Below are 24,221 nucleotides of genomic sequence, written 5' to 3' on the forward strand. Positions count from 1 at the left end.
ACTAAGGGGATCTGGCATCAGCCCCGTCCGCTCCTTAGCCGCTCGAAAAGGTCGAGATATTGATCGACCACCCGTGCTTCCGAGAAGCGCTCCGACAGACGCCGGTGCCCGCCCTCGACGAGCGCTGCACGCAAGGCTGGCGACGCCGCAAGCTCGCCAAGCGCTCCGGCAAAGCCGGCGACGTCGTCAATATCGACCATCAGCGCATTTTCCCGATCCGTCGCGGCCCAGGACGGCCCCTCCGTCCGGGTAGAGATGACCGGAACGCCCGCCATCCATCCTTCCAGCAGCACATTGCCGAGTGGCTCCTTGCGGCTCGGCACGCAATAGATATCCGCCGCCTTGGCATAGGCGGAAGGATCGGAAACCCACCCGATGAAGCGCGTGCGTGCCCGCAGGCCGAGCCCATCCACCAGCGCCTCGAGATCCGCCCGATCCGGCCCGTCGCCGGCCAGCCACAGCCAGAGGTCGGGCGTCCGGGCGACGGCGCGCACCAGCGTGTCGAAGCCCTTGGTCGACACGAACCGGCCCGGCGCAAAGACCAGCGTCGCATCCTCCGGCGTATCCAGCGCGCTGCGCGGCACGGCCTCGGACCCGCTCTCGGTCGCAAAATTGGAGATGATCTCGCGCCGTCCCGTCCAGCCGAGGTTTTCGCAATGGCTCAGCACATTTGGCGCATTGCCGACGATGCAGTCCACATGGCCGAAATGGCCCAGATGATGCGGATAATCCCCAAGCCGCACGATGCGCACCGCCGGCCCGGAAGAGGGCATCAGCCGCGCGGTCGGGGCCCGCCAGCCCATGACGACATCGGCCGGCCAGCGCCGCATCTCGCGCCGAAGCAACTGCGTGCGCAACCACCAGTTCGGCCAGCGGCGCAGGTAATGGCCCTCATGCACCCGTCCCATGCCGTCGAGCGCGCCGCGCCAGCTGGTGCCGGGACGGACGGCGAACTGCTGCTCGATCCCGCGCGCGTGAAACGCCTTGGTCAGCCGCAGGAAGAACCGCTCCGTGCCGCCGTCGGTGCCGAGCTGCATGTGGAAGATGCGCTGGATGGGCATGGCCATCACCCCTCGGTCCGGCGCCGGTCGCGAATCCGCGCGAGTGAGGCGATCAACTTGTCCACCAGAAGCCGGCGCTGTTTGCGCAGACCATAAAGCAAGGTCCGCCCCCGACGGCTGCGCTGCTGCGTGCCGGGATGGGTGATGTCGCTCTCGGCATCGGTGGTGGAGACAGGCCGTGGTTGGAAGGCATAGCCCCCGCCCGCCCGTGTGATCCAGTGCCGGAAATAATTGTCGACCGGTGCGAAGATCGTGCGATGCCCCTCGACAAAGGCCCGCGCACCGGCACGCGACCACAGGATCCCGCCCGTGGTCATCGGGAAATAATAGGCGGCGCACAGCCGGTAATCGCCCCGCGCACCGGGAAGCGTCAGCAGGGGCCGGAAGATCTTCATGCGCTCATTGCCGAGATTGACGATTTTCCAGTCGGGATCATGCCGGTCGAGAAAGGCGATCGCGCCCGCGACGATTGTCTTCAGCGCTGCGTCCGGCGCGGCATCGTCCTCGATGACGAGGCAATGGCTGAGATCGGTCTGAAGAAAGGCGCGCGCCGCATTCAGATGGCTGTAGTAGCAGCCGATCTCACCGCCGACGAGCTCGCGACCCATATAGCGTCGCGCCGCCTCGGCATCGTAATCGGCGACGTCTGCAAGGTTCAGCCGCCGCCCATCGAAGGCCGACAGGCGCTCGAACCTTATGCCGGTGCACCCGAGGCTCTCGGAAATCGAGGCCATGCGGGCCGTGCTGCCATCAAGGTTGATGACGAGGCACAGGAAATCCTGCGTGTCGGCCATGGTCGTCACGCCCCGACCGGGTCGGCGGCATCCGCCATAGAGGCGAGCCTTGCCTGCCCGGGTGCAACGCCTGTGCCGGTAAGATCGGCAACGTCGCCGGCCTTCACCCGCCGGAAGAGATCGAGATAGGCATCGACGACGGCATCGCGGCGGAAGTCCGCCTCCAGGCGGCGGCGGCCCGCGCCCTTCAGGCGTTCGGCAAGACCCGTGTCGGCACGCAGCCGGTTGATCGCGGCCCGCGTTCCCGCGACATCGTCGATCTCGCAGAACAGCGCATCCTCGCCATCGCGCACAAACCAGCTCGGCCCCTCCGAGCGCGTGGTGACCACGGGAACATCCGCCTGCCAGGCTTCGAGAATGACATTGCCGAGCGGCTCATGACGAGAGGGCATGACGAAGATATCGCCGGAGGCGACATAATTCATGGGCTCCTCCACCCAGCCGGTGAAGCGCGTGCGCCCCTCCATACCCTTCTCGCGCACCAGCGCTTCCAGTTCGGCGCGCTTTTCCCCCTCCCCGACGAGCCACAGCCAGGCATCCGGGATGTCGGCAACCGCCTTGATGAGGACGTCGAACCCCTTGCGGCCGACGAAACGGCCCGAACCAATCACGAGAAACACATCCTCGGGCGTATCGAGCGCGGCGCGCGGCACCGGCGTGATCGAGACCTCGCGCGCGAAGTTGGACACGATCGCCAGCGGCCGGGTCCAGCCGAGGGAGCGGCAGGCTTCGGCAATGCCGGGCGCATTGGCAACGATCAGGTCGTTGTTGCGGAAGTTCTTGAGGTGCCGCGGATAATCCCCGAGCCGTGTCAGTTTGACCGCGGACGCATCCTTCGGAAGCAGTTTGGAGGAGCGCGACATCCAGGCCATGACCACATCCGGCTGCCAGGTCCGGATCATCTGGTTGACCTTCCAGCGCATCCACAGGCCCTTCGGCGAAAAGGGCCGAAACTCGCTCTGCAGCATTGGGCCGAGCCCGCCGATCTCATCCATCCACACCCGGCCCGGACGCACGATGAAGCGCTGCTCGATGCCCCGCTCGCCAAAGGCGGTGGCGAGGTTGACGAAGAAGCGCTCCGCGCCACCCTCCTTGCCGAAATGCATGTGCAGAATTCTGGAGATCGTCATGCCACTCATCCCGATGCCGGCCCTTGTCGGGCGGACTTGATCGATTAAACCACCGGGTGCCCTAGGACCCGGACATCGTTTCCTGCCAGAAGATATCCGTGACCTTGGCCTTGCGGGTCAAAAGCGCGAAAAGCTGGCGATGCGCCTGGCTGATCTCGTAAAGACCGCGCTTGATCTTGCGCTTCTTCAGCTTCCAGCCGGTCGGCCGGGCCGCCTTGCCGAAGGAGGCAATGTCGGAATTGTATTCGTAGTGCCGCTGCGTCGCCATCGCGGGCTGCACGATCACCGGCTGAAGCCTGCGGAAGATCGGCGAAACCGTATCGTTGAAGAGCAGATGATCGACCGGCACATGCATGCGTCCGCGCGCGCCAAGCGCGATCTCGGCGCCTTCGCGCGACAGGATATAGGCGCCGCCGCCCACATGCCGCGACTGCATCCGGTGCAATTGACGGCCGGTGTCGCCGACCGTCCCGATGGCCGGCCCGAGTAGAACGCGCGAGACGCCTGACCCGAATTTCTCAAGCTTCACCGCTTTCGTCCCCTTGGGGATCCACGCATCCGAGACAAGCGCTGCCGCGATATCGGCGCTCAGATAAACGTCATCTTCGAGAAACAGCCCGTAGCGCGCATCCGTCGCCAGAAAGGCTTCCCACGCATAGGTGTGGCTGACCGTGCAGGCCCGGTCACCAAAACCGAGATCACCGAGCGGGCCGCCCGGCGTTATCACCCGGTCCAGCACCTCCGGCGTCACCGCCCGCGCATCGCAGGCTTCCACCCGCTGCCACGAAACGCCGCGCGCGGAGAGATGGTCGGCGACGCGCTCGAGCCGATCGGTGCGGCGCGCGAGATTAATGACGAAGACGGGAATGGCCTGGCTCATGATGGCGAAGCTTTAGGACGAAGGCGCGCCGGGCACAACCGGATTCAGGCTGGGCTCGCAAGCCTCCACCAGAGCGGCGCGACGCGGTTCGGGCATGGCCTCCACGCCGACCGGCGCGCACCTTTCGCGGGCGCGGACATACAGAGGTTTCAGACGCCCTCTCTCCCGATCCAGCCGCAGTGCCGCCAGAAGCCGCATCATCGGCTCCATTGGCGGCTTTACCGGCGCGATGAAGTGACGATAGAAAGCAGCCATGTAAGAGCGACAGCGCCCCTTGAAGTGATAGACGTGCACATCCGGCCGGCGGAGCAGATAGGGATGCTCCCGGCGGGGCGAAAAATTATAGGTTTCGCCGTCAATAATCCGGATTGTCAGCCCGTCGAGGCGATAGCGATCAGAGCCGAGAGCGACAGCTTTCTCCTCGATCAGATGGCGCAGCACCAATTGATCCGCATACCAGCCGGCATCGGCCATGAAGGCTTGCTCGATCGCGTCCACCTGCATCGACCAAAACCGGGCAGCTGCCTCCGGCTTGCGGTTGTTGACGAAAAAGATGCCGCTGTTGAAGGGCATGCGCCGACTGCCGGACCGCCGCGTGAAGGCAATGTCGAAATCATCTTCGAAGAGATCCGAAATCGGCTTGAAGAAAAGTAAGTCAGGATCGCAGACCAGAAAGGGCGTTTCCGGCGGCCGGGCGATGAAGAAATCCCGTTGCCGGCGCAGAATGTCCAGCGTAAGGGCGTGAGGGGCCGGCGCAAGGACGGCAATTGCGGTCATCCCCAGCACGTCGGCCGGGCTGTCGCCCATCAGCCACTGCGTTGCCAGTCGGTCGCAAGCGGCAAAAGACAGGCCCATCAACCGCGCCTGCTCGTACCCGGGCAGGATGCGATCGATGTCGTCGGTCGGCGTGCCGGGCTGCGGCCGAAAATAGGTGGACAGAAGCGAAACTTCACTCATGCGTAACCCAGGTCGCCTTTCCCGCTTTGTCGACCTTGGCAATCCGGCGTTCGGAACGCCAGTCGCGACCGATATCAGTGATGAGCGGCATGCCGCCGGCGCCATAGGCAACACGACAGCGCCAGGACTGATGGGCCCGCGAAAGCGGCTTGTTCTTGTTCTTGTAGACCTGCTTTTCCGGATCGAGCTTCGGCTTCAGCAGGTCGCCATACTGCCTGCACAGCAAGCCGCGAATGAAGCGCGGGCTGGTTCCGTAGGCGTTCACCTTCTTCGACCAGATCTCATAGCCGAGGATGCGCTTGCGCCGGGTGATGTAGAGATAATCGTCGCCATAACGCTCGCGCGTTTCGATGGCGAGCTGCACCATGCCCACATCCGGCGCGAAGAGCGACAGGATATCCTGCGCGTGCACGGGCTCGTTGACAGTCCAGTCATCCTCCATGTGCAGGACATGGGCATCCGATGTTGCCTGCCAGAGCCTCTTCACCGCCGCGCCGAAACTCGGCGTTTCCGGGGTAAAGATCACCGCATCGGGAAAGCGTTCGCGGATCATGCGCGCGCAGGCGTCGCGCTCCTCCGTTCCGCCGAAGATCGGATCGATATTGGCGAAGAAGGTGCGGATGTTGAAGAAAGGGAACAGTTTCTCCCCGAAGGACGCCAGCGTCTTTCCAAGAAGATCCGGCCGCGCGCCGGCCACGAGGGTGATATCGATCTGATCTGTCATGGACTGTGTCTAGCGAATGACAGGAAAAGAGAAAAGAGGACACGAAAGGGGTTTCACCTTTCCGGCCAGGAAGGCAGAACGTTCCTCAAATCTCCACAAGCCCCAGCTTCTTCACCTGCCGGATCGTCAGCATGGTGCGCACCGTATCCACATGCTCGTCGGCGGTCAGTTCCTCGATGACGAAATCTTGGAAGACGGTCAGGTTCTGGGCGGTGCAGCGTAGCAGGAAGTCGCTGTCGCCGTTGATCATCCAGGCCTCCCGCACGATCGGCCATTGCTGCACGCGGGCGGCGAAGGCCTTGAGGTTGACCTCGGACTGGTGCTTGAGCCCCACCATGCAAAAGGCGACGAGGTCGTAGCCGAGTGCCGGGGCGCTGATCAGCGCCGTGTAGCCCTCGATGATGCCCTCCTCCTCCAGCTTGCGCACGCGGCGCAGGCACGGCGGTGCAGAGATGCCGGCGCGGGCGGCCAGTTCCACATTCGTCATGCGCCCGTCCGCCTGCAATTCCTTCAAAATGCGCAGATCGATGGCATCGAGGACGGCTCGGAACATGAAACGAAAACCCTTGTTTGGCACCAACGCCTGCGGGCGAGTTATGCGCCCCTTGACGTTTATCCCTATCTTGCACCGCAAAACAGCGCTTCGGCAACGGGTAAGCATTTCCAGCCGAGGCGGCATCGCTTCGGTGTCGGAGAATGCGTGAAACCAAAAGACAGACCGTTTCCGGGGGCAATGACCACCGGAAACGGTCTAGCCTGTTGGCAAAAGCCGGGCCGGGCTTGAAAGTGACGGGTGTCCCCTCATAAATGGAGGGTGAACATTCCGCCGGCCGAGCGCCGGAGCCACTCCTGTCCGCGACCGGCCTTGAACGCCTCCCAGCTTTCGGCCGCAAAGGGACTGCCCCTGAAGGACGTACCATGACCGCCCGCCACACCAAGGTTCTCATCATCGGCTCCGGCCCGGCCGGCTACACCGCCGCCATCTACACCGCGCGCGCCATGCTCAGCCCGGTCCTCATTTCCGGCATGGAACAGGGCGGCCAGCTGATGATCACCACGGATGTGGAAAACTATCCGGGCTTTGCCGATCCGATCCAGGGCCCCTGGCTGATGGACCAGATGCGCCAGCAGGCAGAACATGTCGGCACGGAACTGGTGACCGACCTCGTCACGGACGTCGATTTCAATGCGCGCCCCTTTGTCGTCAAGACAGACAGCGGCACGGTCTGGACCGCCGACAGCGTCATCATCGCCACCGGCGCCAAGGCCAAGTGGCTGGGCATCGAGACCGAGCACAAGTTCATGGGCTTCGGCGTTTCGGCCTGCGCGACCTGCGACGGCTTCTTCTATCGCGGCAAGGACGTGATCGTGGTCGGCGGCGGCAACTCTGCGGTCGAAGAAGCGCTTTACCTTTCCAATCTCGCCAGGACCGTCACCGTCATCCACCGCCGCGACAGTTTCCGCGCCGAGCGCATCCTGCAGGAGCGCCTCTTTGCCAAGGAGAACGTCAAGGTCGTCTGGAACCACGAAGTCCTTGAATATCTTGGCGGCGCGCCGGTCGGGCCCATGCCGCCGGCCGTCAATGCGGTCAAGCTGCGCAACACCGCGACCGGCGAGGAAAGCACCATGCCGACCGACGGCGTCTTCGTCGCTATCGGCCATGCACCGGCGGTGGAGCTCTTCAAGGGCAAACTGAAGCTGAAGCCGAACGGCTACCTTTGGACGGCGCCCGATTCGACCGCCACCGACATTCCCGGCGTTTTCGCCGCCGGCGACGTGACGGATGACATCTACCGGCAGGCCGTGACGGCCGCCGGCATGGGCTGCATGGCGGCTCTGGAAGCCGAAAAGTATCTGGCGGGCCACATGCCTGTCGCAATTGCGGCCGAATAGAAGCCGCGAAATGCCGGGCGGCTTGCCGCCCGGTCGGGAACAGCTGAAGATGAAGGACCGTGTCGGCAGGGGCGTCGCCGCGGAACCCTTTTTCATTGGGGGACTGCATGCCGTTGGACTGGGACAAACTGCGCATTTTCCACGCGGCGGCGGAGGCTGGGTCCTTTACCCATGCGGCCGACAAGCTGCATTTGTCGCAGTCGGCCATCAGCCGTCAGGTCTCCTCGCTGGAGCAGGATGTCGGCATCAAGCTCTTCCACCGCCATGCGCGCGGCCTGATCCTCACCGAGCAGGGCGAAATCCTCTATCGCACCGCCCATGAAGTGCTGATGAAGCTGGAAAGCGTCAAGGTCCAGCTGACCGAGACCACCGACAAGCCGACCGGCAAGCTGCGTATCACCACTACCGTCGGCCTTGGCCAGGGATGGCTGACGGACAAGGTGCAGGAATTCATGTCGCTTTACCCCGACATGCAGGTCCAGCTCATCCTCGACAACGAGGAACTGGACGTGAACATGCGCCATGCCGACTGCGCCATCCGCCTGCGCAAGCCGCAGCAGTCCGACCTCATCCAGCGCAAGCTCTTCACCGTGCACATGCACATCTATGCGGCCCCGTCCTACATCAATCGCCATGGCGAGCCGCAGTCGATTGCCGATCTCGACAATCACCGCATCATCACCTTCGGCGAACCCGCACCGAATTATCTGCTGGACGTGAACTGGCTGGAAATTGCCGGGCGCGACAGCGACAATCCGCGCGTCTCGCAATTGCAGATCAACAGCCTCACCTCCATCAAACGCGCATGCCTGCTGGGAATCGGAATCGCGATGCTGCCCGACTATATCGTCGGGCGCGATCCGGGCCTGATTCAGCTGGTTCCGAATGCCAACATTCCCTCCTTCGACACCTATTTCTGCTACCCGGACGAGATGAAGAATGCTGCCAAGCTCAAGGTCTTCCGCGATTTCATCGTGGCAAAGGCGCGGAACTGGAATTTCTGAGTAGATTTCAAGATCTGCTCAGGAAAACGACACGGCAGACTGGCATCTGCAATTCTTTGTATTATATGACTTTTTCAAAGGCGCTCCTCAGGGGCGCCTTTGCCGTTTTGGCGATTCGCCTAGAATTTGCGCAGGGATGCGGCGCAAGCATAGCTGACATGCATAATCCCTGATTGCCCGCAGCCCAGAAAAGCATCATACCGCACCCAGCTGATGCACTTTTGGTGGCTTTCTCCTCCCAGTGCCACCGCAGCAGCTGTTCCCCTCTGGAGGTTTAGATACCTTCATAACTTACAAGGGCCCAAGTTTTTACTTGTGGCCCTCTTTTTTTGCCCATTGTGCAGCCGGTGCCAGATGCCGGACCGATGTTTCCCTGTCATTTAAAAAAGACATGTCGGGCGCCAATTTTTTCGCGCGCGCCGCTTGAAGTCTGCCCCTTGGGCTCCCATTTCTACTCCAGCGTTTGCCAAACACTCCTTCTCCTCCCCGGAGTTGGCAATCGCTGTTCCCCTCTGGAGGCTCTTTAGCCTTCATACCTTGCAGGGCCCGGTTCAACCGCGGCCCTCTTTTTTTTGCAAGATCCCCTTGAAGCGCGCCTTGTGAGACCAATATATCGAAATATCGAGTTTACTCGATTTATCGATATGCAACGTTGTGTAGAACGGTTGGAGATCATGGGCGAGACGGGTGATGTCGAAGATGTCAGCGAGATCCTGAAGGCGATCGCCCATCCGATGCGCCGTGAGCTTCTCGTCTGGCTCAAGGATCCCGACGCCCATTTCGAACCGGGCCATGCGATCGAGGGGCTCGGCGTGTGCGCCGGCCAGTTCGAGCGCTGTGGCCTGTCCCAGTCCACCGTCTCCTCCCACCTCGCCACCCTGCAGCGCGCCGGCCTCGTCACGGCCACGCGCCGCGGCCAATGGATCTATTACCAGCGGAACGAAGAGACCATCGCCCGCTTTCTGAAAAACCTCGGCCACGCGCTCTGAGGTAAAGACCCCTCAACCGAAACGATCTTTCACAGAAGGACTTTCCATGGCTACCCTTTTCGATCCGATCACCATCGGCGACATCACGCTGAAGAACCGCGTCGTCATGGCCCCGCTGACGCGCAACCGCTCGCCGAAGGCCGTGCCCAACACGCTGAACGTGACCTATTACGAGCAGCGCGCCACCGCAGGCCTCATCATCACGGAAGCAACCGCCATCACCCATCAGGGCCAGGGTTACGCTGACGTTCCCGGCCTCTACACGCCGGAAGCGCTGGATGGCTGGCGCAAGGTGACGGATGCCGTTCACGCCGAAGGCGGCAAGATCGTCGTGCAGATGTGGCATGTTGGCCGCATCTCCCACACCGATCTCCAGCCGGGCAATGGCAAGCCGGTCGCCCCCTCCGCGATCCGCGCCAAGTCCAAGACCTACCTCATCAACGAGGACGGCACCGGCGGCTTTGCCGACACCTCCGAGCCGCGCGCCCTGGAAACCGATGAACTGCCGGGCATCGTGGAAGACTACCGCAAGGCTGCGCGCGCCGCCATCGACGCCGGCTTTGATGGCGTCGAGGTGCATGCCGCCAACGGTTACCTGATCGACCAGTTCCTGCGCTCCAGTTCCAACCAGCGCACCGACGCCTACGGCGGCTCGATCGAAAACCGCGCCCGCCTGCTGTTCGAGGTCATGGATGCCGTGACGAAGGAGATCGGCGCCGGCCGCACCGGCATCCGCCTTTCGCCCGTCACACCCGCCAATGATGTCTTCGATGCCGAACCGCAGGCGCTGTTCAACCACGTGGTCGAAGGCCTCGCCAAGCACGATCTCGCCTATATCCACGTCATCGAAGGTGCTACCGGCGGCCCGCGTGACCACCAGCAGGGCGACAAGCCCTTCGACTTCGCCGCCCTGCGTGCGGCCTATGCGGCAGCCGGCGGCAAGGGTGCCTGGATGACCAACAACGGCTATGACCGCGACCTCGCCCTGAAGGCGGTGGAAAGCGGCGATGCTGACCTCGTCGCCTTCGGCAAGCTCTTCATCGCCAACCCCGATCTCGTCGAGCGCCTGCGCACCGACGCGCCCCTCAACGAGCCGCATCAGGAAACATTCTACGGCGGCGGCGCGGAAGGCTACACGGACTATCCGAGCCTCGATCAGGTCGCCTGATCGCATCCCCTGCATGACGGTCCCAGGAAAGCGCCCGCGGAAAACCTCCGCGGGCGTTCCCTTTTGCGTGATCCGGGCTAGATAGATGGTCACATCCCCTTGATCCGGATCCGCCCATGCTCGCCCGCCTTCTTCAGGAACGCTTTCTCCTCATCGGCCTTGCCGTCGCCATTGCGGCCTTCGTCGGGGAGGAGAGCATCGCCCATATGGGGCAGGCCATCGAACTCATTGGCGCCTTCGCGCTCGTTGCCGTCATCGTGCTTGTCTCGACGCGCATCGCCCACCATGCCGAAATCCTCGCCTCCAAGGTCGGCGATCCCTATGGGACGATGATCCTGACCCTTTCGGCCGTCATGGTCGAGGTCATCATCCTCGCCATCATGATGCAGGCAAACCCTGCGCCAACCCTGGTGCGTGACACGATCTACGCGGCCGTCATGCTGGATATCAACGGCATCCTCGGACTTGCCGCACTGCTGGGCGGCATTCGGCATGGCGAGCAGCCCTACAACGACAATTCCGGCAAGACCTATGGCGTGATGATCCTGACGGCCATGGGCATTTCCATGATCGTGCCGGAATTCGTTCCAAAGCAGCACTGGCAGGCCTATTCGGCCTTCACCATCGTCGCGATGATCGCGCTCTACGGCCTCTTCCTGCGCATGCAGGTCGGTGCCCACAGCTACTTCTTTAGCTATGCCTATCCCCGCGCCGAGCGGAAGGAAGGCAAGCCGAGCACGGGTGCGGCGAGCAAGGCGCCATCCGGCCACGCCGCTGCGGACGACGAGCCCGTCAGTCTCTCCATTGCCGTCATCATCATCGGCGTCATCCTGATCGGCGTCATGGCGGAGGTCATGTCCGTGCTGATGACGTCGGGCCTTGAAGGCACCGGCGCTCCCCCGGCCATGATGGCGGTCATCGTCGCCGCCATCTCCGCCGCGCCGGAAATCCTGACGGCCCTGCGCGCTGCGCTCGCCAACCGCATGCAATCCACCGTCAACATCGCCATGGGCGCCTCGCTGTCGACCGTGATCCTGACAGTGCCCGTCATGGAGGCGATCGCCCTCTACACCGGCCAGCCCTTCGTCATGGCGATGACGCCGACCCAGACGGCCATGGTGGCGATCACCCTGATTGCCGCCGCCATCAACCTCAATGACGGCGAGACCAACGCCATCGAGGGCATGACGCACTTCATCCTCTTCGCCACCTTCGTGATGCTGACGGCAATTGGTCTTTAGCGGCTTTTAACAGGCAACGGCCCTTGAAGCCGGCGGGCACCGCCCAAGCTTTCTCCTCTCAGCGTCCGCCCCTTGCGGGCGTGACCGGGAAGAAGGAAGCGACCCATGGACCAGCCTGTAGCGAACCCGGAATCGGAAGAGCCCGCCGGCGGCTGGGGGTCGCTGAAGTCGATCGCCCGCATGGTCAGCGAAAACCATCCACCCCTCGCCTTCCTCGAAGAACTCGGCCGCCAGAACAAGCCCGGCGGCGTCATGTGCGTTTCCTGCGCGTGGCCGAAGCCAAAAAACTACAGCGCCTTCGAATTTTGCGAGAACGGCGCCAAGGGTACGCTCTGGGACCTGACGGGCGACCGCTGCACCCCATCCTTCTTCGCTGAGAACAGCGTCACGAAACTGCGCACCTTCAGCGACCATGAGCTGGAAAAGACCGGCCGCCTGACCCATCCCCTGCGCTACGATGCCGGTACCGACCGCTATGTCGAAACCAGTTGGGCGGACGCCTTCGCCGCGATCGGCGCGACGTTGAAGGACCTGCCGCGCGATGACGTCGTCTTCTACGCCTCCGGCCATGCCGGCCTTGAAGCCTCCTACCTCTACGCCCTGCTCGCCCGCGCCTATGGCAACAACAACCTGCCGCAAAGCTCCAACATGTGCCACGAGACGACCTCCGTCGGCCTGAAGAAGGTCATCGGCTCGCCGGTCGGCACCATCGTCTGGGAGGATATGGAAAAGGCCGATGCCTTCTTCTTCTTCGGCCAGAACCCCGGATCGAACAGCCCCCGCTTCCTGCACCCGCTGCAGGAGGCCAAGAAGCGCGGCGCGCGGATCGTGACCTTCAACCCCGTCATCGAACAGGGCCTCGTCTCCTTCGTGAACCCGCAAAGCCCGGTCGACATGCTGACCGGCCATGAGACGGCGATCTCCGACCTTTATCTCCAGGTCCGCGCTGGCGGCGACATCGCGGCGATGATGGGCCTTTGCAAGGTGATCGTCGAAGCCGACGATCGGGCGCAGGCGCAGGGTGGCACGCGCGTTCTCGATACCGCCTTCATCGAAACGCATACGACCGGCTTTGACGACTTCCTCGACAGCGTCCACACGGCCTGCTGGAGCGACATCGAGCGGGAAAGCGGCCTGAAGGAAGCGGACCTCAGAGCTGCGGCCGACATCTACATTGGCGCCGAGCGCGTCATCGGCGTCTACGGCATGGGACTGACGCAGCATGTGCACGGCGCCCTCAACATCGCCATGATCGTCAACCTCCTGATGCTGCGCGGCAATATCGGTCGCGAAGGGGCCGGCTGCTGTCCCGTGCGCGGCCATTCCAACGTGCAGGGCCAGCGCACCGTCGGCATTGCCGAGAAGGCCGAACTCGTGCCGCTCGATACGCTGAAAGACCTCTTCGGCTTCGACCCGCCGACGCAGGACGGTGTCACCATCGTGGATGCGGTCAAGGGGCTGATCGACGGCCGCATCAAGGCGCACATCTCGCTCGGCGGAAACCTGCTGCGTGCCGTGCCGGATCAGGAGGCGATGGAGCATGCCTGGGCCCGGCAGGACCTGACGGTGATGATCTCCACCAAGCTCAACCGCAGCCACCTCTTCCCCGGCCGCACGGCGTATATCCTGCCCTGCCTGTCGCGGCTGGAGCGCGACGAGCAGGCCGGCGGCACGCAGTCCGTTTCCACCGAGGACAGCTTCTCCCACATTTCCGGTTCCACCGGCAAACGCTCGCCGGCGTCCCCGAACCTGAAGAGCGAACTCGCCATTATCGCCGGCATCGCAAAGGCGACCCTGCCGGCCAATCCGAAGCTGAAATGGGATGACTGGACCGGCAATTATGCGCTCGTGCGTGACCTGATCGAGGCCACCTACCCCGATCAGTTCCGGGACTACAATCAGCGCCTCTTCGAGCCCGGCGGCTTTTACCGGGGCAACGATGCACACCGGCGCGTGTGGAAGACGCCCTCCGGCAAGGCCGTCTTCACGACGCCGGACCGTCTCAACGCCCACGGCTTTGCCGATATGGACGGTCGCTACCGGCTGATGACCATTCGTTCCAACGACCAGTTCAACACCACCATCTACGGCTACTCGGATCGCTTCCGCGGCATCGAGGGCACGCGCAACGTGGTGCTGATCTCCTGGGGGGACATGGTGGAAGCAAGGCTCGTCGAGGGTCAGAAGGTCACGCTCGTCAGCGACTTCGGCGACGGCCGGGAGCGCCGCCTCGCCGGGCTCGAAGTCCGCGTCCACACCCTGCCGCGCGGCACGATCGCCAGCTATTATCCCGAAGCCAATGTGCTGAACGCCATCGACCACCACGACGAACTGTCGAAGACGCCAGCATCGAAAGCGATTCCGGTGCGAATCGAGGCATGATGCAGGGGCAATGCGTCGCCGCCCCGCTTCCGGCTGGCGGCGTCAGCCGCCTCAGCGCCGCTCGGTGCCCTGATAATATTCGCCGCGGTCATTGCGCATCGTGCGGTACTTCTCGGGATTGTTGAAGAAGTAATCGAAGACGCTCATCTGCGAGGGGCCTGCCGGCACGACGATGGCGCCCTCAGGCGGCAGTCGCTCGTCCTTGCGCACATCGTGCCCGGCGGCAAAGGCGACGGAAGCGGTGAGCGCGAGGCCGGCGGTGAGAAGAATGAGGCTTTTCGTCATGGAAGGTCTCCTGTCTTTCCACCTTCATATCGGTCGCAGCTTGCGGTTTTTCAGCGCCTGACACGAAAAAACCCGCCGTCGCCGGCGGGTTTCTTTCAAAGTGGGTCGATCACCACTCGCCGCGGTGAACCACCTCAAAGCCCGAAGCAAACTGAAGCGCCTCCACCGCCGTCATCCTCGGCCACCGAGCCGACGATCCACAGCCACGACCGCCAAGGTCGCATGGGTCCTCGGGTCAAGCCCGAGGACGACGGCGGAGAGGTTGCGTCACCAATCGAGACAGCGGCTTTCGCTTACTTGCAGGCGGCCGCGAAGCGCTGGATGCGCTTGCAGGCTTCTTCCAGCAGGGCTTCCGAGGTCGCGTAGGAGATGCGGAAGTTGGGGCCGAGGCCGAAGGCCGAGCCATGCACGACGGCGACGCCTTCGGTTTCCAGAAGTTCGGTCACGAAGTCCTCGTCGGTGTTGATGACCTTGCCCGAGGGTGCGGTCTTGCCGATCAGGCCCTTGCAGGACGGATAGACGTAGAAGGCGCCTTCCGGCGACGGGCATTCGATGCCGGTTGCCTGGTTCAGCATGGAGACGACGAGGTCGCGGCGGCCTTCGAAGATCGTCTTGTTGACCGGGATGAAGTCCTGCGTGCCGTTCAGCGCTTCCACGGCCGCCCACTGGGCGATCGAGCAGGCGCCCGAGGTCTGCTGGCCCTGCACCATGTCCATGGCCTTGATCAGCGCCAGCGGACCGGCGGCATAGCCGATGCGCCAGCCGGTCATCGCATAAGCCTTCGAGACGCCGTTCATCGTCAGCGTACGATCGTAAAGCGCCGGCTCCACCTCGACCGGGGTGGCGAACTTGAAGTCGCCATAGGTCAGGTGTTCGTACATGTCGTCGGTCAGCACGTGCACATGCGGATACTTGACCAGCACATCCGTCAGCGCCTTCAGTTCGGCGTGGCTGTAGGCGGCGCCCGAGGGGTTGGAGGGCGAGTTGAAGATGAACCACTTGGTCTTCGGCGTAATCGCCTTCTCAAGATCCTCGGCCTTCAGCTTGAAATTGTTGGCCTGGGTGGTTTCCACGAAGACCGGCGTGCCGCCGCACAGCGCCACCATTTCCGGGTAGGAGACCCAGTAGGGCGTCGGGATGACGACTTCATCGCCGGGGTTAAGCGTCGCCATGAAGGCGTTGAAGAGAATCTGCTTTCCGCCGGTGCCGACGATAACCTGCGCGGCCGAGTAGTCGAGATTGTTCTCGCGCTTGAACTTCTTGACGATGGCCTCGCGCAGTTCCGGAATGCCCGCCACGGGCGTGTACTTCGTCTCGCCGCGCTTGATCGCTTCGATGGCCGCCTGCTTGATATTGTCGGGCGTGTCGAAATCCGGTTCGCCGGCGCCGAGGCCGATCACGTCCATGCCTTTCGCTTTCAGCTCGCGCGCTTTCTGCGAAACGGCGATGGTGGCGGAGGGCTTTACACGGGAAAGGGCGTCGGCAAGGAAGGCCATGGAACAAAGGTCCTGTTGCGGTTTCGGATAGCCGGCCCGATCATCGGCCGGCGGCTAGCTGTATGTCGAAGAAGAGCCGGTGTTTCAAGCAGAAAGGCAGCTTTGATGGCCCGGGTGTCGCGCTTCTGCGTCATCGCGGCGAGCCGGTACGCTCAAGTCGGGCGCGTGGAGCGCCGCGCAGGGTCAAAGGACGGCTGAAAAGCTCAATCTATTCATGACCTCGCCAAGCGCATCCGAAAAAGGTGACTGCCACGATTTGGCCATCACAATTGCCGTGGGGTGCCGCAATTCAGTCTTTCAAGAGCCGACTTGCCATCGTCAATCTCGATCATCAGACATCGCATGGAAGGGGATATGCCATGTTTCTCGATGACCTCCTGACCGAGCGCGCCCAGCGGCGCCGCGCCTCGCACCGCATGGGTCTCGTCCTCGTCGCGCTTCTTGCCTGCATCGTCATGGTGGGCGGTCTTGCGACGAAGTCTCGCGCCGAGACCGCCGTACCGACCGTTGCGGAGACGACATCCGTGACCGAGCCGGCCGGCTATGTGCGCCCCAACGACATGGGCACCGGCGCCCTCCTCTTCCCCTCCCGCGAGCCCGGCTATTTCGTCGAGGCGCCGCGGCTGTCTACCGATGTCGCCATCGATGTCAGCGGCCCCGTCATCCGCACCCGCGTCACGCAGCGCTTCCTCAATCCGTCCAAGGGCTGGGTGGAAGGCACCTATGTCTTCCCGCTGCCGGAGGATTCGGCCGTCGATACGCTGAAGATGCAGATCGGCGAGCGCTTCATCGCCGGCGAGATCAAGCCGCGCGAAGAGGCGCGTCAGGTCTATGAGCAGGCAAAGGCCGAGGGCAAGAAGGCGGCGCTCCTCGAACAGCAGCGCCCCAACATCTTCACCAATCAGGTCGCCAATATCGGCCCCGGTGAGACGATTGTCGTGCAGATCGAATACCAGTCCGCGACGAAGCAGTCCGATGGCCTCTATTCACTGCGCTTCCCGATGGTCGTGGCGCCGCGCTACAATCCGGCGCCGGTGGTCCAGACCGTCGATATCGACCGCGCCTCCGGATACGCCGTTTCCGATCCCGTGCCGGACCGGGACAAGATTACCCCGCCCGTGCTCGACCCGAAGACCAACGCCAAGGTCAATCCCGTCACACTGACGGTGACGCTCGGCGCCGGTTTCCCCCTCGGTGAGGTAAAGTCCGCCTTCCACGAGGTCAATGTCGAGACCGTCGACCCCGCCACGCGCCGCATCACGCTGAAGGCCGAGAGCGTGCCCGCCGACAAGGATTTCGAGCTGACCTGGCGCGCCGAGGCCGGCAAGAGCCCCTATGCCGGCCTCTTCCGTGAAACCGTCGACGGCAAGACCTACCTCATGGCCTTCGTCACGCCGCCGGTCGGCACGGAAAGCCCGGTGAAGCCGAAGCGTGAAATCGTCTTCGTCATCGACAATTCCGGCTCCATGTCCGGCCCCTCCATCGAGCAGGCCCGCGACAGCCTCGCGCTTGCGATTTCGCGCCTGTCCCCGGAAGACCGTTTCAACGTCATCCGCTTCGACGACACGATGACCGTGCATTTCCCGCAACTGGTCGCGGCAACGCCCGACAATCGCGAAAACGCCATCGCCTTCGTGCGCAGCCTGACCGCCGAGGGCGGCACGGAAATGCTCCCGGCCCTGCAGGCAGCCCTGCGCACGCAAGGCCCGGTCGCCGCCGGAGCCCTGCGCCAGGTCGTCTTCCTCACCGATGGCGCCATCGGCAATGAGGAACAGCTCTTCACCGAAATCTCCGCCCATCGCGGCGATGCCCGCGTCTTCACCGTGGGTATCGGTTCGGCGCCGAACACATACTTCATGACCAAGGCCGCCGAAGTCGGCCGCGGCACCTTCACGCTGATCGGCTCGGAAAGTCAGGTGGCCGAGCGCATGGGTGCCCTGTTCCAGAAGCTCGAACAGCCCGCCATGACCGACATTGCCGCAACCTTCGACGGCGCGGCCGCCGGCGACATCACGCCGAACCCGATGCCCGACCTCTATCGCGGCGAACCGGTAACGCTGACGGCGGAACTCGCCTCCGCCGCGCCGACCGGCAAGCTGCAGATCACCGGCCGGGCCGGCGACCAGCCCTGGCGCGTCGAGATGGACATCGCGAAAGCTTCGGACGGCAGCGGGATCGCCAAGCTCTGGGCGCGCCGCAAGATCGACGATCTCGAAGCGAGCGCCTATGCGCTGCCGGATCCGGCCGTGCTCGACAAGAAGATCGAGACCGTCGCGCTTGCCCATCACCTCGTCTCGCGTGTCACCAGCCTCGTTGCGGTGGACATCACGCCCTCGCGCCCGGCCGGCGCTCCGATCACCAGCACCGACGTGCCGCTGAACCTCCCGGCCGGCTGGGATTTCGGCAAGGTGTACGGCGAACCCGGCTCGACCGGCACCGTGCCGATGCAGAAGGCGATGGCCCTGCCCGCGCCTGTGATCGAGATGGCCGAGGCCGTCGCCAGCAAGATGCAGGCGGCGCCAACGGCCCGTGCAGCAAGCCTGCTGGCCGAACAGTCCGCCGAAGTCGCGCTGCCCCAGACGGCAACGCTCGCCGACCGGCATATCCTCATGGGCCTGATGCTGATCGCCTTCGCCATCATGGTCGGCGCCGGCTATGCGTTCCTGCGTGACGATCTCGCCCGATACATTGGCGCCAACCGCACGGGAGGCCGCGCGTGAGCCTCGACAACCGCCTGCAGGAGCCGCGCCCCGGCCTGCTCTCCCGCCTCTCGGCCGGAGAAACCGTGCTCGGCGCGCTTCTCCTGCTCATTATCCTTGTCGGCCTCATGCTGGTCGGCAAGGGTGCCTACATGAAAGTGAAGGCGGAGCTCTCGCAGGTGCTGCTGGAGCGCGCCTTCGATGCCCGTCTTGCCGGCGATGGCCATGTGCGCCCATGGCCCTGGGCGGATTTCGATACGGAAGCACGCATATCCGCGCCCCGCCTCGGCCAGTCCGCCATCGTGCTGAAGGGCGCCAGCGGCGAGGCGCTCGCCTTTGGTCCCGCCTGGCTCGTCAACACGCCGCAGCCGGGCGACCCCGGCACCGCCGTCATTGCCGCCCATCGCGACACGCATTTCCGCTGGCTGAAGGACGTCAGGCCCGGCGACCTGCTGGAGGTTACGCGTGCCGATGGAGCGAAGCTGACTTTCCGGGCTGGCGAGGGCCGAGTCGCGCCCTGGGATCGCTCGGGCATCAACGCGCAGGCGATCGGCCGGCATTTGGTGCTCGCCACCTGCTTTCCCTTCGACGCCACCGAGCATGGACCGCTGCGCTACATCCTGAGCGCCGAACTCATCGGCGACACCGGGCCGGACGGCACGATTGCCCGTCTGTCGGGATCCGACGGGCTGACCACGCTTGCCGCGGCGGCGGCGGTAAAATCCTTTTGATGCGGCATTGATGGGCGCGCGGGCGGCCGCACCTTGAAGCCGGCGCCCTGCCGCGCCACCTCCCCGCCATCCCGATGACGGCAGATGGAGACCGACATGGCCAAAGCCGCCCACACCACACCCAGCCTTTCCGCGCGCTTGGCAGCGCTTGCCGGCGCGAGCGCGCTCTCGCTCACTGCCACTGCGGCCCTGGCGGAGACAAAGACCTACAACACGAAAACCGGCCCCGTGGCCGTCGAAAGCATCGCCTCCGGCCTCGCCCAGCCCTGGGCCGTCGATGTCCTGCCGGATGGCGGCTACATCGTGACGGAACTCGGCGGCAACCTGCGAACGGTCATGGACGGCAAGGTGTCCGAGCCGATCGCAGGCGTTCCGAAGGTCGCCGTGGTGGGCCAGGGCGGCCTCCTGGACGTGGCGCTTGCCCGCGATTTCGAAACATCGCGCCAGCTTTTCCTGTCCCACGCCGCCGGCGAGAACGGCGCCTATGGCACGGCGATCGTCAGCGCGCGCCTCAGTGAGGACGGCCGCACGCTGGAGGACGTCAAGGAAATCTTCCGCATGAACAAGCTGACCGACAAGGGTCAGCATTTCGGCTCGCGCATTTCGGTTGCCGAGGACGGCACCCTCTTCTTCAGCATCGGCGACCGCGGCGAGCGCAACCGTGCCCAGGATATGCGCGATCATGCCGGCGCCGTGCTGCGCATCAATGCCGACGGCACCATTCCCGCCGACAACCCCTATGCCGATGACAAGACCGGCCTGCCGGAACTCTGGTCGAAGGGCCACCGCAACATTCAGGGCATGGCGATCGACGCTGCCGATGAGAGGCTCGTGACCGTCGAGCACGGCGCGCGCGGTGGCGACGAGGTCAATTATCCCGAAGCCGGAAAGAACTTCGGCTGGCCGGTCATCACCTACGGCAAGGATTATTCCGGCGCCGAAATTGGCGAAGGCACCAGCAAGGCGGGCTACGAGCAGCCGGCCTTCTACTGGGATCCCTCGATCGCGCCGGGCGGCATGGTCGTCTATCGCGGCGAGATGTTCCCGGAATGGAAGGGCGACCTGCTGGTCGCAGCGCTGAAATACGAGCTGCTGTCGCGCCTCGACCGCGACGACAAGGGCGAAATCACTGCGGAAGAGCGCATGCTGGACGGCGAATACGGGCGCATCCGCGATGTGGCGGTCGCCGCCGACGGCTCCGTTCTGCTCGTGACCGACGACGAGAACGGCCAGTTGCTGCGCCTGACGCGCCCAACATCGAACTGACGGGGAAGTCCGGCACGTCAGCCGGGCCGATCAGTCTTTCCGGGCCGGCACGGGCCAGACGGCCGGCCAGTTTTCGATGCCACCACCATCATTGCCGTCGCACTCGCCCTTGAGGCGCTGTTCGGTCAGCACGATGCCGGTGGCTTCTTCGTCAAGACCGGGCAGTTTCCACACATACCAGGAGCCGCAATCGCCGATCCCGCGCCCCTTGAAGAAGGAGCTGAGCGTGCGCTTCTTCCAGTCGAGATCGAGATTGTAGGGGGACGGATCGATGCCAGGTCCGCGATCCGTCATGACGGGAACGCTGAGCAGGTCGAAATTGTCGCCCTGCCCTACATAAAGGGCGAAGGGCTGGTTATAGGCCCCACCCGGCGCGCAGGGCATGGCGATCAGATCGTCCCCGGTCTCGAAATGGATGGCAAAGGCACCGACGGCGGCAAGGTTTGCCTCGTCGAAGCCGCCGCATTCGGCATCCGGATCGGCAAAGAGCGGCCGCAACGCGGCGGGAACCTCGGCAAAGCTGGCAATCTCCCGGACCGGCACGATGGCGGGCGGTTGCCGATCGCCTTTGTCGACCAGCGCATCCGTGCGCTTCAGCCGGTCCTGCGCCTCATCCAGAAACAGCAGACTGGCGGCCATGCCGGACAGCGACACGCTGCGCTCCTTCCGGCCGGAGGCACCGGCTAGCGTCAGCACCAGTGTCTTGCCCGTCCGCATCGCCTCCAGCAGCGCCCGCACCTTGGTATCGTCGGTCAGCGCCACCGTGAGGTCATCCCGGCGGGCGACAAGCTGCGAAACGGGAATGGAAAACACGACCTTGCCATCGACCGATGCAGACAAGGACGCCGCGGGATCGCCGAGCCCCTCCGTCGGGACCGAAAGCGTCATCTCGACCGGCGCATTGGCATCGGAGCGGCGGGTAAAGTCGATCGAAGCAAACAGCGTCTGCTGCATGTCGCTGCTGGCGAGCCTGCAGGTCATGCCGTTGCTGCAGGACACCGACCAGTCGCCGAAGCTGCCATAGGTCTCCGCCGACGCAAGCCCCGGCAGGCTGAACACGCTGGAAAGGCAGACGAGAGCCGCACCGATCACCCTGTTTCGAACCGATCCCATCTTACAGTCTCCCTTTTGCAGCCTCGCCGGTCGAACCATCCGTCTTGCCTGCAAAAAAGGCAACTGTTAGAGCGGACTCCCCCAGAATAGGCAGACTGGCCGAGGCCGGCCGCCGCATCGGCAGGCTTCCGCATGACCCGTCTTCAGGCAAACCTTCTCCTCCTCGTCACCGGCGCCATCTGGGGAGCGGGCTTCGTGGCGCAGTCGACAGCCATGCAGGCCATCGGCCCCCTCTGGTTCATCGGCCTGCGCTTTGCCATTGCCAGCCTCGTCGCCCTGCCGCTGGCGCTGGTCGAGGCGCGACGCACGACGCGGCCGCTGGCGCGCGCCAACCTTCCGGGCTTTGCCGCCGTCGGCCTGTCGCTGTTCGGCGGCGCCGTGACCCAGCAGATCGGCATTCAGACGACGACCGTCACCAATTCCGGCTTCCTGACCGGCCTCTACATCATCTTCGTGCCGATCCTCTCCGTCCTCTTGTTCCGCCGCATGCCGCATTGGGTGGTCTGGCCTGCAGCGGCGATGTCGCTCTTCGGCATCTTCCTGCTGGGCGGGGGAAAATTGACGGCGCTGTCCTCCGGCGACTACCTCACCATCGTCTGCGCCGTGTTCTGGGCCCTGCAGATCATCTTCATCGGCATTGTCGGGCCGAAGGCCGACCGTCCCATGGCCCTGTCGCTGACCCAGTTTCTCATCTGCGCCATCGGCGGCATTGCGCTCGGCATGGCTTACGAGCCCATTTCCCTGGAGGCCTTGCAGCGGGCGGTGCCCGAAATCCTCTTTGCAGGCCTGTTTTCCAGCGGCATCGCCTTCATCTGCCAGATCGTCGCGCAACGTCACACCACGGCCGCGCAGGCCGCCATCTTCCTGTCCAGCGAGGCGCTGTTTGCGGCGCTCTTCGGCGTCCTCCTGCTGGGCGAAACCATCCCCCCGATCGGCTATGCCGGTTGCGCCATCCTGTTCCTGGCCATGCTCAGCGTCGAAATCGTGCCCGAACTGGGCAAGAAAGACCGCAGCGCTGCGACAGACAACCGGGGGTAACGTGCCCGATACTTGAAGCGCGAAGAAAAATTTACCGTTTGGTCAGTCTAACGGAGCGCGTTCCAAGCCGCCGGCAGCGAAGCGATGTCCTGCCTGCGACGCGAACGAATGCAGGCAGCGCCATTTGCTGCGTGACAGCCAAAATCCAGTTTCTTCAATCGCTTGCGATGCAAGCCGCGAAAGCGGGAAGAATCAGGCAGATGACCGTTTTTTGAACAATGTGAAAAGAGCGTTGCAGTTCAAAAAACTTTTGCTTGCCAAGTGAAGATAAACTCATCACTCTTACTGCGTTCGGGCAATCTGCGAGAACGGGAAGACCTTAAGGCAATGCGGACCGAAGACGCAAAAACTTCGGGCAGAGGGGCATGCAGGATCTCGGGATGGGGAGCCTTGCGGTCAGGATGCGATAACGGGGCCCTTTCCTCTTAGTCTAGAAGTGCCTGCTGCACGCCCCCTCGGGGAAACATCGTAATGCTGCCCCCCGAACGGGCAGAGTGAAAAGGACCTGACGCATGGCCGAAACTGGCATCGTAAAATTCTTCAACACCGACAAGGGCTTCGGCTTTATCAAGCCCGACAACGGTGGCGCAGATATCTTCGTACACATCTCCGCTGTCCAGGCTTCCGGCCTGACAGGCCTGACGGAAAATCAGAAGGTAAGCTTCGACACCGAACCGGATCGCCGCGGCAAGGGCCCGAAGGCGGTTAATCTGCAGGTCTCCGGCTGATCGCAAGAGACAGCAGCGTTTGACGTTGAAGCCCGGCATCATGCCGGGTTTTTTTGTTCAGCGACCGTTCAGCCAGCCGGACCTATGGTTTCATCATCATCATCAAGACCGGATGACCCGGTTTTCTAAGGACGAAATGGGAAGCTGACCATGAACAGGTTCGTCAAAGCAGCCGTACTCGCCATTGCCACGGCAGCCACCACGCTGACGGCTTTTGCTCCGGCCAATGCCGGCGACTGGGGCCGCCGCCACCACCACGACCGGGGCGATGCCATCGCGCTCGGCGCTCTCGGCCTTGCCACCGGCGTCATCGTCGGCGGCGCGCTCGCCAATCAGCAGCCGCGCGGCCGCGTCTACATCGATCCGCCCTATGACGATTACCAGCCGGCTCCCGTTTATCGCGAGCGCCGCGTCTATCGCGAAACCTATGACAGCGACTACAGCCCGGTCTACCGGCAGCCGCGCCCGGTGCAGGCCTATGGCGGCGCCTACCAGCCCTGGACGCCGTCCTGGTACCGCTACTGCGCCCAGCGCTACCGCTCCTTCAATCCGGACACCGGCACCTTCCGTGGCTATGACGGCCGCAACTATTTCTGCACGGCCGGCTGATCGCGCCGCCAGCGCCTGACATGCGAAAGCCCG

General features: G+C 63.8%; 22 protein-coding genes. 12 read left to right on the forward strand and 10 right to left on the reverse strand.

Going from position 1 to position 24,221, the window contains the following annotated elements; all coding sequences use genetic code 11:
- Positions 1 to 17: 17 nt before the first annotated feature.
- The 7 genes from F3H41_RS06245 to F3H41_RS06275 all read right to left on the reverse strand — a co-directional run bounded on the left by F3H41_RS06245 (position 18) and on the right by F3H41_RS06275 (position 6,099).
- On the reverse strand, positions 18 to 1,067 hold the full coding sequence (locus tag F3H41_RS06245) for a glycosyltransferase (RefSeq protein WP_149737713.1): 1,050 nt from the start codon (positions 1,065 to 1,067) through the stop codon (positions 18 to 20).
- The gene (locus F3H41_RS06250; protein ID WP_149737714.1) at positions 1,067 to 1,855 is read right to left on the reverse strand and encodes a glycosyltransferase family 25 protein; all 789 of its coding nucleotides are present in this window, start codon (positions 1,853 to 1,855) and stop codon (positions 1,067 to 1,069) included. The genes F3H41_RS06245 and F3H41_RS06250 overlap by 1 nt, the downstream gene beginning before the upstream one ends.
- Positions 1,856 to 1,860: 5 nt before the next feature.
- Positions 1,861 to 2,985, reverse strand: coding sequence for a glycosyltransferase (locus F3H41_RS06255; RefSeq protein WP_188129354.1), 1,125 nt, complete (start codon positions 2,983 to 2,985; stop codon positions 1,861 to 1,863).
- 61 nt (positions 2,986 to 3,046) lie between these two features.
- The gene (locus F3H41_RS06260) at positions 3,047 to 3,865 is read right to left on the reverse strand and encodes a glycosyltransferase family 25 protein (RefSeq protein WP_149737716.1); all 819 of its coding nucleotides are present in this window, start codon (positions 3,863 to 3,865) and stop codon (positions 3,047 to 3,049) included.
- Positions 3,866 to 3,877: 12 nt separating this feature from the next.
- A complete protein-coding gene (locus tag F3H41_RS06265; protein WP_149737717.1) occupies positions 3,878 to 4,720 on the reverse strand; it encodes a hypothetical protein in 843 nt (280 codons plus the stop codon).
- A 94-nt stretch (positions 4,721 to 4,814) separates the two neighbouring features.
- Positions 4,815 to 5,546 (reverse strand): hypothetical protein, encoded by a 732-nt coding sequence (locus F3H41_RS06270; protein ID WP_149737718.1) that lies wholly within the window; start codon positions 5,544 to 5,546, stop codon positions 4,815 to 4,817.
- A gap of 85 nt (positions 5,547 to 5,631) precedes the next feature.
- The gene (locus tag F3H41_RS06275; protein WP_149737719.1) at positions 5,632 to 6,099 is read right to left on the reverse strand and encodes an Lrp/AsnC family transcriptional regulator; all 468 of its coding nucleotides are present in this window, start codon (positions 6,097 to 6,099) and stop codon (positions 5,632 to 5,634) included.
- A gap of 365 nt (positions 6,100 to 6,464) precedes the next feature.
- Here F3H41_RS06275 and trxB point away from each other — a divergent pair, with 365 nt between their 5' ends.
- The 6 genes from trxB (at position 6,465) to F3H41_RS06310 (ending at position 14,223) form a co-directional block, all read left to right on the forward strand.
- On the forward strand, positions 6,465 to 7,439 hold the full coding sequence (gene trxB / locus F3H41_RS06280) for a thioredoxin-disulfide reductase (RefSeq protein WP_149737720.1): 975 nt from the start codon (positions 6,465 to 6,467) through the stop codon (positions 7,437 to 7,439).
- A 107-nt stretch (positions 7,440 to 7,546) separates the two neighbouring features.
- Complete coding sequence (locus F3H41_RS06285; RefSeq protein WP_149737721.1) at positions 7,547 to 8,443, forward strand: LysR family transcriptional regulator VtlR; 897 nt, start codon at positions 7,547 to 7,549, stop codon at positions 8,441 to 8,443.
- A 674-nt stretch (positions 8,444 to 9,117) separates the two neighbouring features.
- The gene (locus F3H41_RS06295) at positions 9,118 to 9,432 is read left to right on the forward strand and encodes a metalloregulator ArsR/SmtB family transcription factor (protein WP_149737723.1); all 315 of its coding nucleotides are present in this window, start codon (positions 9,118 to 9,120) and stop codon (positions 9,430 to 9,432) included.
- A 46-nt stretch (positions 9,433 to 9,478) separates the two neighbouring features.
- Positions 9,479 to 10,600, forward strand: coding sequence for an alkene reductase (locus tag F3H41_RS06300; RefSeq protein ID WP_149737724.1), 1,122 nt, complete (start codon positions 9,479 to 9,481; stop codon positions 10,598 to 10,600).
- Between the two features lie 116 nt (positions 10,601 to 10,716).
- Positions 10,717 to 11,841, forward strand: a complete 1,125-nt coding sequence (locus F3H41_RS06305; RefSeq protein ID WP_149737725.1) for a calcium:proton antiporter — start codon at positions 10,717 to 10,719, stop codon at positions 11,839 to 11,841.
- 105 nt (positions 11,842 to 11,946) lie between these two features.
- Positions 11,947 to 14,223 (forward strand): FdhF/YdeP family oxidoreductase, encoded by a 2,277-nt coding sequence (locus F3H41_RS06310; protein WP_149737726.1) that lies wholly within the window; start codon positions 11,947 to 11,949, stop codon positions 14,221 to 14,223.
- A gap of 51 nt (positions 14,224 to 14,274) precedes the next feature.
- Here F3H41_RS06310 and F3H41_RS06315 read toward each other — a convergent pair whose 3' ends face one another.
- Both F3H41_RS06315 and F3H41_RS06320 read right to left on the reverse strand, forming a co-directional pair.
- Positions 14,275 to 14,508 carry a hypothetical protein gene (locus tag F3H41_RS06315; RefSeq protein WP_149737727.1) on the reverse strand — a complete coding sequence of 78 codons (234 nt, stop codon included), beginning with the start codon at positions 14,506 to 14,508 and terminating at the stop codon, positions 14,275 to 14,277.
- Positions 14,509 to 14,801: 293 nt separating this feature from the next.
- Positions 14,802 to 16,004, reverse strand: a complete 1,203-nt coding sequence (locus F3H41_RS06320) for a pyridoxal phosphate-dependent aminotransferase (RefSeq protein ID WP_149737728.1) — start codon at positions 16,002 to 16,004, stop codon at positions 14,802 to 14,804.
- A 359-nt stretch (positions 16,005 to 16,363) separates the two neighbouring features.
- Here F3H41_RS06320 and F3H41_RS06325 point away from each other — a divergent pair, with 359 nt between their 5' ends.
- The 3 genes from F3H41_RS06325 to F3H41_RS06335 all read left to right on the forward strand — a co-directional run bounded on the left by F3H41_RS06325 (position 16,364) and on the right by F3H41_RS06335 (position 20,700).
- Complete coding sequence (locus F3H41_RS06325) at positions 16,364 to 18,724, forward strand: marine proteobacterial sortase target protein (protein WP_149737729.1); 2,361 nt, start codon at positions 16,364 to 16,366, stop codon at positions 18,722 to 18,724.
- A 35-nt stretch (positions 18,725 to 18,759) separates the two neighbouring features.
- Positions 18,760 to 19,434, forward strand: a complete 675-nt coding sequence (locus F3H41_RS06330; protein WP_244616126.1) for a class GN sortase — start codon at positions 18,760 to 18,762, stop codon at positions 19,432 to 19,434.
- Positions 19,435 to 19,530: 96 nt separating this feature from the next.
- Positions 19,531 to 20,700 carry a PQQ-dependent sugar dehydrogenase gene (locus F3H41_RS06335; protein ID WP_149737730.1) on the forward strand — a complete coding sequence of 390 codons (1,170 nt, stop codon included), beginning with the start codon at positions 19,531 to 19,533 and terminating at the stop codon, positions 20,698 to 20,700.
- Positions 20,701 to 20,730: 30 nt separating this feature from the next.
- On the opposite strand, the gene F3H41_RS06340 is transcribed toward F3H41_RS06335, so the two are convergent.
- A complete protein-coding gene (locus F3H41_RS06340; RefSeq protein WP_188129355.1) occupies positions 20,731 to 21,813 on the reverse strand; it encodes a DUF1176 domain-containing protein in 1,083 nt (360 codons plus the stop codon).
- A 132-nt stretch (positions 21,814 to 21,945) separates the two neighbouring features.
- Here F3H41_RS06340 and F3H41_RS06345 point away from each other — a divergent pair, with 132 nt between their 5' ends.
- From F3H41_RS06345 to F3H41_RS06355, 3 genes are all read left to right on the forward strand, one after another.
- Positions 21,946 to 22,851 (forward strand): DMT family transporter, encoded by a 906-nt coding sequence (locus F3H41_RS06345; protein ID WP_149737732.1) that lies wholly within the window; start codon positions 21,946 to 21,948, stop codon positions 22,849 to 22,851.
- 512 nt (positions 22,852 to 23,363) lie between these two features.
- Positions 23,364 to 23,579 (forward strand): cold-shock protein, encoded by a 216-nt coding sequence (locus F3H41_RS06350; RefSeq protein ID WP_149737733.1) that lies wholly within the window; start codon positions 23,364 to 23,366, stop codon positions 23,577 to 23,579.
- Positions 23,580 to 23,729: 150 nt separating this feature from the next.
- Entirely contained in the window at positions 23,730 to 24,188 is a 459-nt protein-coding gene (locus F3H41_RS06355) for a BA14K family protein (protein ID WP_149737734.1), read from the forward strand.
- The last annotated feature ends 33 nt before the right edge of the window (positions 24,189 to 24,221 follow it).

Origin of the sequence: Rhizobium sp. RU20A, from assembly GCF_900155885.1 — a bacterium.
Taxonomy (GTDB): Bacteria; Pseudomonadota; Alphaproteobacteria; order Rhizobiales; family Rhizobiaceae; genus RU20A.

Coding starts and splice junctions, on each gene's coding strand:
- F3H41_RS06355 (WP_149737734.1), top strand. CDS start 23,730: ATGAACAGGTTCGTCAAAGCAGCCGTACTCGCCATTGCCACGGCAGCC.
- F3H41_RS06320 (WP_149737728.1), bottom strand. CDS start 16,004: ATGGCCTTCCTTGCCGACGCCCTTTCCCGTGTAAAGCCCTCCGCCACC.
- F3H41_RS06315 (WP_149737727.1), bottom strand. CDS start 14,508: ATGACGAAAAGCCTCATTCTTCTCACCGCCGGCCTCGCGCTCACCGCT.
- F3H41_RS06305 (WP_149737725.1), top strand. CDS start 10,717: ATGCTCGCCCGCCTTCTTCAGGAACGCTTTCTCCTCATCGGCCTTGCC.
- F3H41_RS06270 (WP_149737718.1), bottom strand. CDS start 5,546: ATGACAGATCAGATCGATATCACCCTCGTGGCCGGCGCGCGGCCGGAT.
- F3H41_RS06300 (WP_149737724.1), top strand. CDS start 9,479: ATGGCTACCCTTTTCGATCCGATCACCATCGGCGACATCACGCTGAAG.
- F3H41_RS06260 (WP_149737716.1), bottom strand. CDS start 3,865: ATGAGCCAGGCCATTCCCGTCTTCGTCATTAATCTCGCGCGCCGCACC.
- F3H41_RS06325 (WP_149737729.1), top strand. CDS start 16,364: ATGTTTCTCGATGACCTCCTGACCGAGCGCGCCCAGCGGCGCCGCGCC.
- F3H41_RS06335 (WP_149737730.1), top strand. CDS start 19,531: ATGGCCAAAGCCGCCCACACCACACCCAGCCTTTCCGCGCGCTTGGCA.
- trxB (WP_149737720.1), top strand. CDS start 6,465: ATGACCGCCCGCCACACCAAGGTTCTCATCATCGGCTCCGGCCCGGCC.
- F3H41_RS06245 (WP_149737713.1), bottom strand. CDS start 1,067: ATGGCCATGCCCATCCAGCGCATCTTCCACATGCAGCTCGGCACCGAC.
- F3H41_RS06250 (WP_149737714.1), bottom strand. CDS start 1,855: ATGGCCGACACGCAGGATTTCCTGTGCCTCGTCATCAACCTTGATGGC.
- F3H41_RS06345 (WP_149737732.1), top strand. CDS start 21,946: ATGACCCGTCTTCAGGCAAACCTTCTCCTCCTCGTCACCGGCGCCATC.
- F3H41_RS06350 (WP_149737733.1), top strand. CDS start 23,364: ATGGCCGAAACTGGCATCGTAAAATTCTTCAACACCGACAAGGGCTTC.
- F3H41_RS06285 (WP_149737721.1), top strand. CDS start 7,547: ATGCCGTTGGACTGGGACAAACTGCGCATTTTCCACGCGGCGGCGGAG.
- F3H41_RS06340 (WP_188129355.1), bottom strand. CDS start 21,813: ATGGGATCGGTTCGAAACAGGGTGATCGGTGCGGCTCTCGTCTGCCTT.
- F3H41_RS06310 (WP_149737726.1), top strand. CDS start 11,947: ATGGACCAGCCTGTAGCGAACCCGGAATCGGAAGAGCCCGCCGGCGGC.
- F3H41_RS06295 (WP_149737723.1), top strand. CDS start 9,118: ATGGGCGAGACGGGTGATGTCGAAGATGTCAGCGAGATCCTGAAGGCG.
- F3H41_RS06275 (WP_149737719.1), bottom strand. CDS start 6,099: ATGTTCCGAGCCGTCCTCGATGCCATCGATCTGCGCATTTTGAAGGAA.
- F3H41_RS06265 (WP_149737717.1), bottom strand. CDS start 4,720: ATGGGCCTGTCTTTTGCCGCTTGCGACCGACTGGCAACGCAGTGGCTG.
- F3H41_RS06255 (WP_188129354.1), bottom strand. CDS start 2,985: ATGACGATCTCCAGAATTCTGCACATGCATTTCGGCAAGGAGGGTGGC.